13 protein-coding genes and 1 riboswitch are annotated in these 16112 nt (G+C 37.3%); of the genes, 5 read left to right on the plus strand and 8 right to left on the minus strand.

Going from position 1 to position 16112, the window contains the following annotated elements:
* Positions 1-16: 16 nt before the first annotated feature.
* The 3 genes from JOC48_RS04345 to JOC48_RS04355 form a co-directional block, all read right to left on the minus strand.
* Complete coding sequence (locus JOC48_RS04345) at positions 17-1318, minus strand: ABC transporter substrate-binding protein (protein WP_204497825.1); 1302 nt, start codon at positions 1316-1318, stop codon at positions 17-19.
* 299 nt (positions 1319-1617) lie between these two features.
* Positions 1618-2718 (minus strand): Gfo/Idh/MocA family protein, encoded by a 1101-nt coding sequence (locus JOC48_RS04350; protein WP_204497826.1) that lies wholly within the window; start codon positions 2716-2718, stop codon positions 1618-1620.
* A gap of 116 nt (positions 2719-2834) precedes the next feature.
* Positions 2835-3818 (minus strand): substrate-binding domain-containing protein, encoded by a 984-nt coding sequence (locus tag JOC48_RS04355; protein ID WP_204497827.1) that lies wholly within the window; start codon positions 3816-3818, stop codon positions 2835-2837.
* A 264-nt stretch (positions 3819-4082) separates the two neighbouring features.
* On the opposite strand from JOC48_RS04355, the gene JOC48_RS04360 reads away from it, so the two are divergent.
* Positions 4083-6434 carry an FdhF/YdeP family oxidoreductase gene (locus tag JOC48_RS04360; protein WP_204497828.1) on the plus strand — a complete coding sequence of 784 codons (2352 nt, stop codon included), beginning with the start codon at positions 4083-4085 and terminating at the stop codon, positions 6432-6434.
* A 219-nt stretch (positions 6435-6653) separates the two neighbouring features.
* Complete coding sequence (locus tag JOC48_RS04365) at positions 6654-7619, plus strand: ribose-phosphate diphosphokinase (RefSeq protein ID WP_204497829.1); 966 nt, start codon at positions 6654-6656, stop codon at positions 7617-7619.
* A 57-nt stretch (positions 7620-7676) separates the two neighbouring features.
* Here the strand turns inward: JOC48_RS04365 and JOC48_RS04370 are convergent, their stop codons facing one another.
* Entirely contained in the window at positions 7677-7913 is a 237-nt protein-coding gene (locus JOC48_RS04370; protein WP_204497830.1) for a YozQ family protein, read from the minus strand.
* Between the two features lie 208 nt (positions 7914-8121).
* On the opposite strand from JOC48_RS04370, the gene JOC48_RS04375 reads away from it, so the two are divergent.
* The 3 genes from JOC48_RS04375 (at position 8122) to JOC48_RS04385 (ending at position 11430) form a co-directional block, all read left to right on the plus strand.
* The gene (locus JOC48_RS04375; RefSeq protein WP_204497831.1) at positions 8122-9042 is read left to right on the plus strand and encodes a DMT family transporter; all 921 of its coding nucleotides are present in this window, start codon (positions 8122-8124) and stop codon (positions 9040-9042) included.
* Between the two features lie 128 nt (positions 9043-9170).
* Complete coding sequence (locus JOC48_RS04380) at positions 9171-10355, plus strand: MFS transporter (protein ID WP_204497832.1); 1185 nt, start codon at positions 9171-9173, stop codon at positions 10353-10355.
* Between the two features lie 197 nt (positions 10356-10552).
* Positions 10553-10637, plus strand: a riboswitch (cyclic di-GMP riboswitch).
* 76 nt (positions 10638-10713) lie between these two features.
* Entirely contained in the window at positions 10714-11430 is a 717-nt protein-coding gene (locus JOC48_RS04385) for an EAL domain-containing protein (RefSeq protein ID WP_239584186.1), read from the plus strand.
* A gap of 701 nt (positions 11431-12131) precedes the next feature.
* Here JOC48_RS04385 and JOC48_RS04390 read toward each other — a convergent pair.
* Genes JOC48_RS04390 through JOC48_RS04405 form a run of 4 tightly spaced genes read right to left on the minus strand, consistent with a single transcriptional unit; the run spans position 12132 to position 16061 of the window.
* Positions 12132-12956, minus strand: a complete 825-nt coding sequence (locus JOC48_RS04390) for a MetQ/NlpA family ABC transporter substrate-binding protein (RefSeq protein WP_204497833.1) — start codon at positions 12954-12956, stop codon at positions 12132-12134.
* 20 nt (positions 12957-12976) lie between these two features.
* Positions 12977-13636 carry a methionine ABC transporter permease gene (locus JOC48_RS04395; RefSeq protein WP_204497834.1) on the minus strand — a complete coding sequence of 220 codons (660 nt, stop codon included), beginning with the start codon at positions 13634-13636 and terminating at the stop codon, positions 12977-12979.
* Positions 13620-14642, minus strand: a complete 1023-nt coding sequence (locus tag JOC48_RS04400; RefSeq protein WP_204497835.1) for a methionine ABC transporter ATP-binding protein — start codon at positions 14640-14642, stop codon at positions 13620-13622. The genes JOC48_RS04395 and JOC48_RS04400 overlap by 17 nt, the downstream gene beginning before the upstream one ends.
* 27 nt (positions 14643-14669) lie before the next feature.
* Positions 14670-16061, minus strand: coding sequence for an LLM class flavin-dependent oxidoreductase (locus JOC48_RS04405; protein ID WP_204497836.1), 1392 nt, complete (start codon positions 16059-16061; stop codon positions 14670-14672).
* Between the last annotated feature and the right edge of the window lie 51 nt (positions 16062-16112).

The following is a 16112-nucleotide window of genomic DNA, read 5'->3' on the forward strand; positions in this document are numbered from 1 at the left end:
TCATACTCTAGAATTATTATCTACCTAATGTACGTTCAAGCTCGTCTATTGATTGTTGCCAGCTTTCCTCCGGACTGCCCTGTCCATCTCTTACCCTAATAATCGCATCTTTAAGAACTTCTTCTATTGTAATTGAATCTGGACCTTCTAGTACTTCAGAAACATCTTTAGCCGCTTCGGCATAAATTTGTCCTACTGGTGCACCACTGAAATATTCACTTTTAAAGTTTTGAATCGCATCTGTTTCATAAATTTCAGGAGTTGACGGGAAATTACCGTTCCTTTCAAAAGTTACCAACTGTTGTTCAGGTGATAACAACCACTTAATTAATTCATATGCTTCTTCCGGATGATCCGATTGTTCAGGAATTGTTAGGAAGGAACCGCCCCAATTACCTGAAGTTTCACCTGGTAATTTTGCTATATCCCATTTACCAGATGCATCAGGTGCATTTTCTTGCATGAAGCCCATCATCCAGGCTGGAGCAAGAAGTGTAGCAAAATCACCATTCGTCATACCTGTTCCCCACTCCGTGGACCATTGTTCAAAACCTGATTCCAGACCTGATTCAATAACTTCTGTTGCTAGATTATAAGCATAATCAATTTGTTCGTTACTTTCTATGATGATATTACCTTCTGCATCATAATACTTCTTCTCCCCTTGACCTTCTACAACAGTATATAATCCTCCCGCATCATCAATTAATGCTTTTCCTGTTTTTTCTTTAATTGTTTTACCTACTTCAATGTAGTCCTCCCATGTTTGGATTAACTCCGCTACTTCTTCGCGATCCGTTGGAAGACCTGCTTCCTCAAATACATCCGTACGATATGCCATCGCTTGTGGACCAATATCTGTAGGAAGACCTAGTAAGTACTCCCCGTCGATTGTTTGCGCTTGTTTAAACTTCCAATCCAAGTAATCATCCGCAACTTCTTCAGCACCTAAATCAAATAGGTTTACAAAATGTTGTGGATTTCCAATATATTTATTAATACCTTTAACTTCTACTGCTGAAATGTCAGGAGCACCACTACCTGCTGCTAATGAAGTAGTTAAGTTCGAGTGCACATCAGCAAACTCTGCAAGCTGAATTTCCACTTCCACATTTTCGTGTTCTTCATCGTATTGTTCAATTTGTTCTTCAATCCCCATGCCTGGCCATAACCAAACGGTAAGCTTTGCTACATCACCATTTGAATTTGAATCTGATGATGAAGACTCCTCCGATTCACTACAAGCAACAATAACTAACAACAACAGCATACTTGAAATCATTAACATTACCTTAGCAATACCGAATTTTGTTTTCATATTGACCTCCTATTTTTTAATGTCCACTGATAGTGTAAGGGCTTTCAAAAAATGTATAACTCATTTTTTCCTGGTATCACCCCCTTAACTTTTTCTTAAAAATACATCATACAATCTTAATTCGTTTAATGAATAAACAAATGTAGTTTTAATTATCTTTAGATTTTGTGTGAAGTATTTATGAATAAAGTATTTAAGTAGGTCTTACATCTATTAATTTCTTAATCTACTAACCAATAAAATACTGGTAGATTCACAGTATAATATACTGCTACAATTAGTGATAAACAAACCTTTGTTTAATCTAATTCTCCTGGTAATAAATCTAATGGGATTGGTGATGGTTTATCCACTTTACTTTCTACCTCATAATGAGAACTTGAATCGGACGCCTCATGAATTCCATGCATGATATCTAAAATATGATAACCTATTTCACCATTTGCTCTATGAGGTCGATTATTTAATATTGCATGTGCCATATCAGCTACCCCTAATCCTCTAGTGTTTTCTGTATAATTATGTGTAATAGGAATTTGTTCCCACTCAGAATTATACTGTTGTCGAATCTTTATCGGTCCTCCAAACGTATTTGGATCCGGAACACTTAAAGTGCCTGTCGTTCCATAAATTTCTATAAACGGTGTGTTCGAACCCCATACATCAAAGCTAGTAATTAATGTTCCAACAGCGCCATTCTCGAAATCTAACACCCCAGCAATATGTGTCGGTGTTTCTACTGGTATTTTTTTACCATAGTTTTCACTATTTGTAACTGTTCTTTCTTCAAAAGAGATACTTGTTGATCCTGTTACCCTTCTAACAGGTCCAATTAGATTGATGAGCGTCGATAGATAATATGGTCCCATGTCAAATAGTGGTCCGCCACCATATTTATAAAAGAAATCTGGATTAGGATGCCAGGCTTCTGGTCCATGTCCCATCATGAATGCAGTTGCTGCTACTGGTTTTCCAATCCACCCATCTTCAATCAATTTTCTACAAGTTTGAATTCCCCCGCCTAAAACCGTATCTGGTGCACTCCCAACACGTAAGCCCTTTTCTTCTGCCTTCTCCAATATTCTTTTACCATCTTCTCTTGTAACTGCAAGAGGTTTTTCGACATAGACATGCTTGCCTGCTTCTAATACTTTTAAAGAAACTTCTGCATGTGCACTAGGTATTGTTAAGTTAACCACTATATCAATTTCCGGGATACTTAATAATTCCTCTACTGAGCAAGCTTTAGGAACATTATATTCCTTAGCTTTCTCTGTTGCCTTGTCTAAGTCAATATCAGCACATGCAACCATTTCTAAAAGACTAAACTTTGGAATCGTTTTCAAATAAATACCACTGATATTTCCACAACCAATTAAACCAACTTTTATTTCTTTCATTCAACATCCTCTCTTTCATTTCACTATAATATATACATAATGTAATCGTTTACAAAAAATACTACATCTATTTACCAAAAATGTCAATATATTCCTGGTAAGTTTAATGTTCAAATTTAGGTAGATTCCCGTATAACTAATTCATGATCAAAAGTTATATTTTCCACTTGCTTGCCTTTAATCTTATTAATAAGCATGTTTGCAGAAGCACAACCCATCTTATACATTGGTTGTGATATTGTTGTTAAAGTAGGATAGGTCATATTTGAAAATGCAATTTTATCAAAACCCACGATAGATATATCGCTCGGCACCTTTAATCCACTTGCATTTATTTCTTTCAATGCACCGATAGCCAAGATATCCGATACTGCAAATACAGCTGTTGGTTTTTCTTTTTTATCTAATAAACACCTCATTGCTAACTGACCATCTTCAAAGCTCACAGCATCCGTATGATAAATTAAATCAGAATAACCAGTTATCCCAAACTCGTGTAATGCCTTTTCATATCCACGTTTTCTTTCTCGTGCATATAAAAACTTTTCATCTGAATTTATCAAAGCAATTTTTTTGTTACCAATCTTTATCAAATATCTTACCGCGTGGTATGCTGCTAATTCATTGTTAATAGAGACAAATGGAATGTTACCCTCTTTGTCATATTCACTACATTGGACAATGGAGTATGTTTCACTAAGTTCATGTAACTTTTTCTTATTAACAGTAGGATCCATTAATATAATGCCATCAGCCATTCTATTTTTAATTAAATTGATATAGATAGATTCTCTCTCTGAATCAGAATTCGTTTCACATAAAAGTATGTTATAATCCTGTTTAACGGCTGTTTCTTCTATCCCATTAATTATTTCACTATAAAAAGGGTTGGAGATGTTTGGTATCAAAACAAGTAATAGCCTACTTTCTGAATTCCTTAAGTTACGCCCTAATCTGCTAGGTTCATAACTTAGTTCATTTATCACTTGTTTTACTTTTAACCTTGTTTTTTCAGTAACATTGCTATTATTGTTTAATACTCTTGAGACCGTAGCAACGGACACTCCTGCCTTTCTTGCAACTTCTTGAATATTTGCCACGGAACTCCCTTCTTTCCATATGTATTGTTTTGTAATCGTTTTCATTATAGAGTGACCGATTGTCAACTGTCAACACATTTTCGTATTTTTCAAAATATTCATGACTATTATTTAATTTATCATGAACATAACATAAGATAGTATGGAGATGTACCTACAAAATCATTTATTTATTGATGTGAAAGCGCTAACATGTTATTGTAGTATAAATGAAATACAGTTTAATTTAAAACCACTTATACATATAAAGTTGGAGGGGTTCCATTGGGGAAAACAAAGCACACTGGTCCTGTCAAACTACCTAAATCACTAGAACCGGATTTATGGGTCAGCAAAGTTCCATTTGGTCTTGGGAAAATAAAACCACACCATATTCGTGACACGATGAAGGTTGCTTGGGAAAATAAAGACAACCTTGGATATGCAGCCCGGATATTAAGAAAAGGAGTCTGTGATGGTTGTGCACTCGGAGTTTTAGGCTTAAAGGATCAAACCTTAACTGGTCCTCATCTCTGTACAACAAGATTGAACGTTTTACGCTTAAATACGATGCCAGCAATGAAGGAAAAAGATATCCATAGGGATGTCGATGAATTAAGAAAAATGAGTAGTACAGAACTCCGTAAATTAGGACGAATCCCTTACCCATTAATTCGGAAGCCGGGTGAAAAGCAATTTAGGCGTTTATCATGGGATGAAGCACTGGATTTGATTTCCAATAAAATAAAACAGTTAGATCCTAAACAATTAGCATTTTACTTAACGTCTAGAGGGATTACGAACGAAACCTATTATACAGCCGGTAAAGTTGCCCGTTTCTTAGGAACGAATAATATCGACAATGCATCGCGGATATGTCACTCCCCCTCCAAAACTGCATTAAGCAGATCACTTGGTATCGGGGCTTCCAGCTGTAATTACAAGGATTGGATTGGAACAGATGTCCTCTTATTTTGGGGATCTGTCGCAGCAAACAATCAACCAGTTTCGACAAAATATATGTATGCAGCCAAAAGAAAAGGTACAAAAATCATTATGATCAACCCTTACTATGAGCCATCAATGGATAAGTACTGGATTCCATCTATCCCTGATTCAGCATTGTTTGGTACAAAAATTGCAGATGATGTGTATCAAGTCAACATTGGCGGAGATATTGCCTTTATGCACGGTATCATCAAGCACTGGTTTGAAATGGAAGAAATAAAGCCAGGTTCAGCGATTAATCATGAATTTGTCAACGCTCACGTTAATGGTTTTGATGAATTAAAAGAAAAAGCAACTTCATATAATTGGGAGCAGCTAGAGCAATCTTCCGGCATTGCGAAAGAACGCATTGTTGAGCTATCAGAGCTATTAGCAAAATCAAATTCAGGTATATTTGTCTGGTCGATGGGACTTACACAGCATCGGTTCGGAACAGATAATGTGTCACAGGTTGCAAACCTTGCCATGCTTCGTGGATTTATTGGACGAGAACACTGTGGTGTTATGCCTATTCGCGGACATTCTGGAGTACAGGGATCTGGAGAAATGGGAGCAGATCCTTTCGTGTTACCAGGCGGAGGTATGGACGATGCAAATAAAAGACGGGTGGAACAGCATTGGGGATTCGAGATTCCAGATTGGCAAGGAGACATTGTTGGTGTCTCACTTGAAAACACGTTATTGCCTGATGATCACGATCGCAAGCTAAAACTCTATTATATGTCTGGCGGAAACTTCCTCGAAACGATGCCTAATCCTAACTTTGTCAAGCAGTGCCTAGAAAACATAGATATTCGCGTCCATCAGGATATCATTTTTAATACATCTACATTGGTTGATGCAAAAGAAGCTGTTGTTGTCTTACCAGCAATGACAAGGTATGAACAACCAGGCGGGGGCACTTCTACTTCTACAGAGCGGATGGTATACTTATCACCGGAAATAGAAGGTCCTCGAATGGAGGAGGCACGTGCAGAATGGGAAATCTACTTGGATTTAGCTAGACGTGTCAAGCCTGACCAAAAGCATTTAGTTCATTTTAAAAATGCTGAACACATTCGTGACGAGATTTCTCGCGCAAATCCTAATTATGATGGGATTCAACATCTAGACCCAGAAGGTGATGTCTTTCAATGGGGCGGTGCATGGCTTTGTGAAGGTGGGATTTGTCCAACACCAGATGGAAAAGGCAATTTGATCCCAGTGGAAATCCCAGAGCTTCGTAAACCCGAAGGTCATTTTTATGTAACGACAAGAAGAGGAAAGCAGTTTAACTCAATGATTTACAGTGACTCAGACCCATTTAATAATGCAGATCGTTATGATGTACTAATGAATGAAGAGGATGGAAAAAAGTATCATATTAATCAAGGCGATGCTGTTGTAGTCTATAATCAATGTGGTACATTTAATGGACGTGCCAAATTTGTCCCAGTAAAAGCAGGTAATATTGAGTTACATTGGCCTGAAGGAAATATTCTCATTTCAAAAGGTGTATTTGAAAAATATGCAGGAATACCGGAATATAATGCGTCGGTGATCGTAGAAAAAGCCGAAACATATTATGCCCATAAAGATACGAAATATGTGGAGAAACGCATAGAAGAATTAGAAACAGAAACACATTAAGCGAAACTTCTATACGTATATGATTACACATACTAATTAAAAGGAACATCCTCCACAATAGATGGAGTGGTGTTCTTTCTTTTTTCATTTAAAAAGTTTAATATAGGAATCGACACACTTTGCTAAGTTTTGTCGAATTATTTTTATTTTTATCTTATATAAGCTAAACTATAGGTTATAGTAAAAAAAGAAAAAATGGAACGTGATGGAGGGACCAACGTGCCGAACACATACCTTGATTCAAAATTAAAAGTTTTTTCATTAAGTTCAAACCGCCCGTTAGCAGAGGAAATTGCTGCAAATATAGGAATAGAGCTAGGTAGATGCTCCTTAAAAAAATTTAGCGACGGAGAAATTCAAATTAACATTGAAGAAAGTGTAAGAGGGTGCGATGTATTTGTTATTCAGTCAACAAGTGACCCAGTAAATGAGCATATAATGGAATTGCTCGTGATGATTGATACATTAAAACGTGCTTCAGTGAAAACGATTAATGTCGTCATCCCTTACTATGGGTATGCACGACAGGATCGTAAAGCTCGTGCAAGAGAACCAATAACAGCTAAGCTAATTGCTGATTTAATACAAGTATCTGGAGCTTCACGTGTTATTTCAGTAGATATCCACGCACCACAAGCACAGGGATTCTTTAACATTCCTGTTGATCAACTAGTAGGTATCCGTATTCTAGCTGACTATTTTAAACAAAAGCAGCTGGATGATATTGTAATCGTTTCTCCTGACCATGCAAGTGTAACAAGAGCACGACAAATGGCCGATCAATTAAAAGCACCGATTGCAATTATTGACAACCGCGGACCACGCGAGCAAATTCCTGGAGAATCGAAAGTAAATGTTGTTGGTGAGATTGAAGGAAAAACTGCCATTTTAATTGATGATATTGTTGATACTGCAACAAGGATAACTCGCGGTACAAATGCGTTAATGGAAAATGGTGCAAGAGAAGTTTATGCCTGCTGTACTCATCCAGTACTATCCGGACCAGCAATTGAACGGATTAGTGAGTCACCTTTGATGGAGCTAGTTGCTACAAACACGATACCACTGTCCGAAGAAAAAAAGCTCGATAAAATTACCCAATTAACTGTAGCTCCATTACTAAGTGATGCAATTATACGGGTTTATGAAGAACAACCTGTTAGTCCACTATTTAACTCCATTTAATAAGTAAAATCCCCCATAGCAAGCTCAAGCTGTGCTATGGGGGATTTTTAGAATGAACTAGTAACCCTTTCTCGGAATGTCTTCTCCCTTACCACTTTTTAATTCACCATTTTTGTTCACATCATCAATATGTCCATCAACTGTTCCTTCCGTATAAGCATCAGAGGATTGTTCATGTGTAATCGCAGTACCCTTGGATAAATCGCTATCCGCTTGATAATCAGAAGGATCATACATCTTTCCTGCAACCTTACTTGCCTCTTCCTGTGGTAATTTCTTATTATGCTTAGCCATTGATTGAACCTCCTTTTCTTTTAACTTAGCATTTTCTTGAATGAAACAAATTATGACAATGGATATCGATATTTTTGAAATTCAGCCAAAAATTAAAACCATTTTCCTAGGTAAGCGATAGGTTAGTATTTAAATTTGTCTGGTAACTAATCGTTTATCATGCGATAATATCATCGTGTTGTAATTTTTAAGAATGGACGGTTTTTTTATGTTAAAAACAAACTTGGTATTTTATTTCGGACTTATTTTAGTTTCAGTTATTTGGGGAATTAATTTCGGTGTTTCTAGGTGGGCAATGGAAGTATTTCCAGCAGAGGTATTTGTATTTCTTCGATTTGGATTGGCATTACCTATTTTATTTTTGATATTAAAGTGGACAGAAGGCTCTGTTAAAGTAGATAAACAAGACCTCATCAAACTTGGAGTCATTGGTTTCGTTGGCGTAACTATTTTAGAAATCCTTGTCATGTATTCCATTAAGTACACGACACTTGCCAATGCTTCCCTTTTAAATGTCGCTCCCTGGCCAATTTTCACTGCTTTGTTTGCGCCATTATTCACACGAGAAAAAATGACATTAAGACTAGCGATAGGTGGCTGTATTGCTTTTATTGGTGTCTCGATGATTATTCTAGGTGGAAAAGACGGATTTAGCCTTAATTCTGACTATATGCTCGGCAACTTATTAGCTCTTTCGATTAGCTTAATTGGTGCACTTTTTAACTTGGCATGTATGCCACTTATGAATAAGTATTCGGCTATGCGTGTAACAACATGGTACATTCTGTTTGGTTCCATCTTTTTATTTCCGATCACGTTAAGCGGATGGAACCAAGTTATGTGGTCTGAACTAACTCCAGTTACGTGGGGAGCCGTTGCATACAATGTGATATTATGTACCGTGGCTGCATTTGTCATCTGGAATTTATCAATGAAAAAAGTAGGCGCATCTAAGGCTAACTTCTACCGATATTTTGTGCCAGCAGCTGCTGCAGTTGCAGGGGTTCTATTCTTTAACGAAACGATTTGGATTCCACAAATCGTTGGAGGACTTGTGATTGTTTTAGGCTTACTATGGATTAGTACGGAAAGAAAAAAAGTCCAGATTTCCCATGCCAAGGCAGGATAATCAATAAATCAATAAACCTCATTTAACTTTAAATGGGGTTTATTTCCTTGCCACATGTGCTGAATAGTTTCCCAATCTTCTTTTTTGCGGTATAATATATTTCGAGTCACGAAGAAAGGAAGCTATCTATGGATCAAACATTAGCAAAAACTTCCAAACAAGATAAAATTTGGACGCGAGATTTTGCCCTCATCTGTGCGGCAAACTTTTTTATTTTTTTAGGCTTTCAAATGACGTTACCTACCATTCCATTATTTGTACAAGAATTAGGTGGTAGTGACAAACTCATTGGTGTAATTACTGGTATTTTTACATTTTCAGCTCTTTTATTACGACCATATGCAGGACACTCGTTAGAGTCAAAGGGACGACAGTTTGTCTATATGCTAGGGCTTGCTATTTTTGTACTTTCTGTCGGATCGTTTGCCTTTATTTTCAGCATCGTCTTTTTAATTCTGATGCGAATGGTGCAGGGAATTGGTTGGGCGTTTTCAACTACAGCAACCGGGACAATCGCAACTGATTTAATCCCACCTAAACGCCGAGGAGAAGGAATGGGATACTTCGGTCTGTCAGGTAACATTGCTCTTGCATTCGGACCATCGTTGGGATTAGCTTTAGTCGGTTACTTATCTTTTACGCAATTATTTCTCATTTGTTCATCGCTTGGTTTCGTAGCATTAATATTGTCTTCTAAAATTAGATACAAAAAGGTGGAAAAACCTGAAAACGCTGTCGCAACCCCAAGGTTTGATATTTTTGAAAGAAGCGCAATTAAGCCATCCCTGTTATTATTTTTCATCACAACAACCTTTGGTGGAATTGCATCATTCCTCCCTTTGTACACAGCTGAAAAAGGGATAGGTGGTATCGAATTTTACTTTTTTGTTTTTGCAATGTTTTTGATGGTCTCAAGATCATTCGCTGGCCGTTTATATGATAAAAAGGGACATATTTTTGTCTTTTTACCAGGAACCACTATGATTTTTAGTGCTATGCTGTTCTTAGTTTGGTTACCTGGCTCTTTCGTTCTCTATATCGCTGCCGCACTATATGGCTTAGGTTTTGGAACCGTCCAACCAGCGTTACAGGCATGGTCTGTTTCAAAAGCACCAGGTCACCGAAAAGGAATGGCAAATGCAACCTTTTTCTCCTTTTTTGATCTCGGCGTTGGTGTTGGCGCAATAACATTCGGACAAATTGCATTTTTGTTTGGCTATAAATTTATCTATTTAGCATCAGCAATATCTGTCTTTCTATCGATTCTGTTATACCTGGTTTTATTAATCCGAGGCCAAAAACCAGCAACTTAATAGATTACAAAAGCCGAGCATTTTATTTGCTCGGTTTTTTCATCATGATTAGATTTTAGCCTATAAGCACTACTCATAAATAATTAGTTCGATGTATACAGGCTAAAAGTATTATAATTTTCAAATAAATTGTCGAAAACAATTGGAAAAATAAAGAATTATGGTATAATTGAACCAATAAATCCCAATATTTTGTTTTCCGATAAAGGCAAACTTTCTGAAAGGGAAGGACGCAAAGCCACGGGCCTAAGGCATTATGCTATTGGCAGCCGAGCCGCCGAAGAAACTAGGTTAAAAGCGAACCTAATTTCGAAGTTCGCTTTTTTTTCGTGAAAAAGAAGAAAGGAGGAGCTAACTGTTGTTTATTGATTACTTCATAGGATATGAAAAGTTCCATCACTACTTCCAACCCATTTATAGTGTCGTGAGTAAGAAGAAATTGGGATATGAAGCACTTCTCAGGTCCGAACACTTTTTAAACCCTGAAACGGCATTTCTAGAAGCAAAAAAAAGGAATCGGCTTTATGAATTGGATTCGCGGTCCATGCATAAAGCCGTCTCAGCCTACCATTCGGCAGGTTTATTAAGTAAAGAAGGAAACTTATTTGTAAACGTTTTCCCGTCAACTATTTTACATTCAAGCTTTCCATCCTTTCTTAACAAGATTATGACTGATTTTGCTCTAAACAGTCAACAAATTATACTCGAAATTACTGAAACAGAATGTGTTAATCGCTTTCATTTATTAAAATCCAAAATCTTTGAGCTGAAAAGTCAGGGGTTTCAAATTGCTTTAGATGATGTAGGAAAAGGCTACTTCAATTTTCAATCGATTATTGAGCTTGAACCAAATTATTTAAAATTGGATCGATATCTATCTAATGATCTACATCTATCAAGGAAAAAACAGGCACTTATCTTAGTTTTTTTAGATTACTGCAAAGAAAATAATGTTCAACTTATTTTAGAAGGACTAGAGAAAGAAATAGAGGTAAAAACGGCAGAATCATTAGGTGTACCTATCGCCCAAGGATATTTCTTAGGAAAACCAACTTCATTAATGAATACCGTGTGATACCTATTTTATATATCTCAGTATTGCACAACATAAGATTAATGCGACACAACTATTACATGGATTTGCTTTCTTCCAGGTCTTTTCTATCGAGTGACATACAATCGCTTCGGCAGAATACTTCGCTGCGGGTCTCACTTTGGCAAATGTTCCCGCAGGTCAAGGAAGGCTTCGGCAGCGTTACATCACATGAAGAAAATTGACTTTATTTTCGAGTAGTCTACGTGTATTTCCTACGCTGTATAGTGGATTTATATATTCGTGTAATTCATCAAGGAAAATGAGCAGAAACTAAACGAAAAGCTGACATTCGTGTAATTCATCAAGGAAAATGAGCAGAAACTAGACGAAAAGCTAATATTCGTGTAATTCATCGAGGAAAATGAGTAGAAATTAAAAGTAAAGCTAATATTCGTGTAATTCATCAAGGAAAATGAGTAGAAATTAAACGAAAAGCTGACATTCGTGTAATTCATTGAGGAAAATGAGCAGAAACTAGACGAAAAGCTAATATTTGTGTAATTCACAAGGAGGCTGAGGTCGTGCCCACGGAAAGCGAGTGTTTTTCCACAGCGTCGGTTATGCACTCTTTTTTTCGTTAGATTTATGATAAATCACCTTTTGTTGCGCATTATGTGTCAATTGTGTAATAAAAAAGAAGAGCCTCGCTGCTTTAATCAGCGAGACTCTTCTTTTATTTTTTATTCACTTTCTTCCATCCAGCTTGGTCTGTGGAAGCCTTGAAATTCTTCCTCAATCACCTGTTTAAAATGATCGGATTCTACAGCTTCTTTAATATCTTTTACGTATTGCTCCTCTAGATTTTCCGTCAACACAACAACTCGATTAATAATGTTTTCAGGTAAATTATCTCGAACAAGCGCCGTCGTTAAATCAATTCCTGCTGAGATAGCAAAGTTACCGTTAATCGCTGCAACGTCAACTGATTCCAGGGTTCGCGGAAGCTGAGCAGCCTCTACTGGCTTAAATTTTAGATTCTTTGGATTACTCGTAATATCTTTTTCGGAAGCTCGAAGTGGATCAACCTCTCCTCCAAATTCAATCACGCCATTATCACGTAAAACAGTCAATCCTCTTGCTAAATTGGTAGGATCATTGGCAACCGCAACCGTACTTCCTTCTTCAATTTCATCCAGGGAATCATATTTATTTGAATAAATCCCAATTGGTGCTGTTGGTACAGTAATCACACTAGATAACTCCATATCGTTCTCTTCAGCAAAAGCGTTCATATATACTTCATGTTGAAATAAATTTGCATCTAGTGAGCCATTTTGAAGCGCCTTATTTGGTTGTACATAATCGTTAAATTCCTCAACAGATACCTCATAACCCAATTCCTCTAAATAAGGCTTCACACCTTTTTCAAGCATATCACTATAAGGAATCGTTCCACCTAACACCAATTCTTTCTTTTCACCTGAGGATGCATTCCCCTCTGAACCACATGCAGATAGTACACTGATGACAAATAAAGTTATTAACGGTAATAGTATTTTTTTCATTATTTTCTCCTCCAATAAATTTATCGTTTGTTCACAGATTTTGCTAAAAAATCTCCAAAATATTGAACAGCTTGCACTAGGACAATTAATAAAATAACTGTTGTAAACATGACTGTATTATCATAGCGGTAATACCCGTAACGAATAGCTAGGTCTCCAATTCCACCGCCGCCAATCGTTCCTGCCATAGCGGAGTAACCAATTAAACTGATAGCCGTAATGGTTAAGCCTGCAATCAAGCCTGGTTTAGCTTCTGGTAGAATAATATGTTTAATAATCATCCATGGAGATGCTCCAACAGCAATTGCTGCCTCAATTACTCCCTTATCTATTTCTCTAGCAGAAGATTCTACTATTCTGGCATAAAAAGGGATAGCAGCAACTGATAAAGAGACTGAAGCAGCCAATGGACCAATCGTCGTCCCTAACAAGAAATTAGTAAAAGGCAATAGAAATACAAGTAATATTATAAAAGGAATCGAACGAACAAGATTGATAAGAACTCCAACTACTCCCTTAATCCAGCGGTTTTCTAAAAATAGCCCTCGATCCGTCACATACAATATAATTCCAAATGGTAATCCAAACACGATTGCTACGAGTAGAGCAATTCCAACCATTAACAAGGTTTCAAAGAAGGCGATATTTAGCTCAGGTAATATCTCAATCAGACTGCTCATGCTGTAACACCTCCACCTTACTCACTCTTTCTCGAAGATACTCAATAGCTTGATTAACCTCTTCTTCCGCTCCGTTCAAATCCATAATAAAAATACCAAGTGGAACATCTTGTATGTATTCCACCTTGCCATGAAGAATATTTCCTTTTACTTTGTGCGATTGAAGCATATCGGAAACAACTCCTTCCGCAGCTATCTCTCCCCAAAAATGTAGCTGTAATAGTTTCCCGGTCGTCGTTTGCAATAGACGTGAAGGTAAGTCAAAGCTCAGTACCGTATCGATAAACTTTTTCGTTAGCGGATCACTAGGGTTTGAGAAAATATCATACGTATTTCCCTGCTCTACGATTCTCCCATCCTGCATAACTGCACAGCGATGGCATATATCTTTCACCACTTCCATTTCATGTGTGATAATAACGATCGTTAACCCAAACTCTTTATTTATTCTTTTAAGCAATGCTAATATTGATTTTGTTGTACTAGGGTCTAAAGCAGAAGTTGCTTCATCACATAACAATACACTTGGATTATTCGCTAACGCTCTGGCAATACTTACCCGCTGCTTCTGACCACCACTTAGTTGAGCTGGATATTGATAAATTCTATCCTTTAACCCAACAATTTCAAGTAACTCTTCTACTCTTGTTTTTATCTCTTCTTTCTTCACTCCAGCAGCTTTTAAGGCAAATGCCACATTTTCAAAAACCGTCTTAGAGGCTACAAGATGAAAGCCTTGAAAAATCATTCCAATTGATTGCCTCGCTTCGCGTAACTGCTTACTGGAAAGCTGTAATAAATCCACGCCATCAACCTTTACCACACCAGTTGTAGGACGCTCTAGGATATTCATACACCGAAGCAAGGTACTTTTTCCGGCTCCACTGTATCCAACGATTCCAAATATTTCTCCCCTGTTTACTGTAAGCGAGACATTATCCACGCCTAAAATCGGCTCATTCTTGCTACTGCTGAACTCCTTCGTAATGTCCACTAACTCAATCATTCCTGCAATTCCTCCATTCCCCTTACGTTACTGCTGTTTTTCAATGACACGGCGATATTTACTTCCTGGATGGTCCTCCGGTAACGTGCTCTTTCCCTCTGGGAATAGTTTTTCTCGTAAAGTTCCATTCTTATATTCCGTTTTATACAACCCTCGCTTTTGAAGCTCTGGGATCACCAAATCAATGAAGGATTCTAAATCTCCTGGAGTAACCAAGTGGTTTAAATTAAATCCATCGACACCAGATTCCTCAAACTGAAATTGGATGGCATCAGCTACCTCTGATGGATTACCAACAATAATACTATTGCGATCAAGCGATTCAAATCGGTTTAGTACTTCGCCGACCGTTAGTTTTTTTGGAGCATCCTTTGTTAAGGCAGCAGCTTTGTAGTGACCTCCTTCAGTCTTCTTCGTATATTCAAAAGGTAAATCTGGATCTAACTCTTCATACTCAGCTATATCGTACCCACTAGCTCCATATTGTGCTTTAGCAGCATCTGCACTCCAAACCTTGTTATATTCTTCAAATTTTTTCTCTGCCTCTTCCGTCGTTTCTGCAACAATGACACTTAAAAAGGAGAAAAACTTTATTTTTTCTGGATTGCGTCCATGACTTTCTGCCCGTTTGCGAATATCATCTATATAGTAACGAATTCGTTCTGGTGTCGGTCCTCCTACAAAAATGCACTCGGCATGCCTTGAAGCAAATTCACGCCCACGTTCAGAAGTTCCAGCTTGATAAATAACTGGCGTGCGCTGTAGGGATGGCTCACTTAAATGTGGTCCCTCTACACTAAAGTAATGTCCTTCATGATTGATTTCGTGAACTTTCTCCGGATCCACTAACTTTTCATTTTCAATATCTTCAACGACTGCACCGTCTTCCCAACTCTGCTCCCATAATTTATATGAAACATCCAAATATTCATCAGCAATACTATAACGTTCATCGTGTTTAATCATGTTTTGTAATCCAAAGTTTCTTGCTGCATTTGGAAGATAGGAAGTTACCACATTCCAAGCAATTCTTCCTTTCGTTAAATGGTCTAAAGTAGAGAATCTTCTTGCATTACCAAATGGTGGTTCATACGTTGTACTCACCGTTACTGCAAATGACAAATGCTCTGTTACACTCGCCATTGCTGAAACTAATAAGGCAGGATCGTTCAAAGGTACTTGTAACCCATCTCGAATGGATGGTTCCTTACTCTTTCGGTACACATCGTAAATACCTAGCACATCTGCAAAGAAAACTGCATCAAATTTTCCCTTCTCTAATTTTTTGGCTAAATCTATCCAATAATCCAGATCTTTATATCTACGATGCCGTTTACTTTCTGGATGTTTCCAAAACCCGTGTGAATTGTGCATCGAACTATTCATTTCAAAAGCATTTAAAATTATTTCCTTACTCATTTTCACTTCATCCCCCTTAATTCTTACAACTAATTTACCTTATACGTGCAT

This window comes from Aquibacillus albus (genome assembly GCF_016908325.1).
GTDB lineage: Bacteria > Bacillota > Bacilli > Bacillales > Amphibacillaceae > Aquibacillus_A > Aquibacillus_A albus.

Bases quoted from the DNA above. Each gene is read 5' to 3' on its own strand.
- JOC48_RS04345 (WP_204497825.1), bottom strand. From the start codon at position 1,318: ATGAAAACAAAATTCGGTATTGCTAAGGTAATGTTAATGATTTCAAGT.
- JOC48_RS04350 (WP_204497826.1), bottom strand. From the start codon at position 2,718: ATGAAAGAAATAAAAGTTGGTTTAATTGGTTGTGGAAATATCAGTGGT.
- JOC48_RS04370 (WP_204497830.1), bottom strand. From the start codon at position 7,913: ATGGCTAAGCATAATAAGAAATTACCACAGGAAGAGGCAAGTAAGGTT.
- JOC48_RS04375 (WP_204497831.1), top strand. From the start codon at position 8,122: ATGTTAAAAACAAACTTGGTATTTTATTTCGGACTTATTTTAGTTTCA.
- JOC48_RS04380 (WP_204497832.1), top strand. From the start codon at position 9,171: ATGGATCAAACATTAGCAAAAACTTCCAAACAAGATAAAATTTGGACG.
- JOC48_RS04390 (WP_204497833.1), bottom strand. From the start codon at position 12,956: ATGAAAAAAATACTATTACCGTTAATAACTTTATTTGTCATCAGTGTA.
- JOC48_RS04395 (WP_204497834.1), bottom strand. From the start codon at position 13,636: ATGAGCAGTCTGATTGAGATATTACCTGAGCTAAATATCGCCTTCTTT.
- JOC48_RS04400 (WP_204497835.1), bottom strand. From the start codon at position 14,642: ATGATTGAGTTAGTGGACATTACGAAGGAGTTCAGCAGTAGCAAGAAT.
- JOC48_RS04405 (WP_204497836.1), bottom strand. From the start codon at position 16,061: ATGAGTAAGGAAATAATTTTAAATGCTTTTGAAATGAATAGTTCGATG.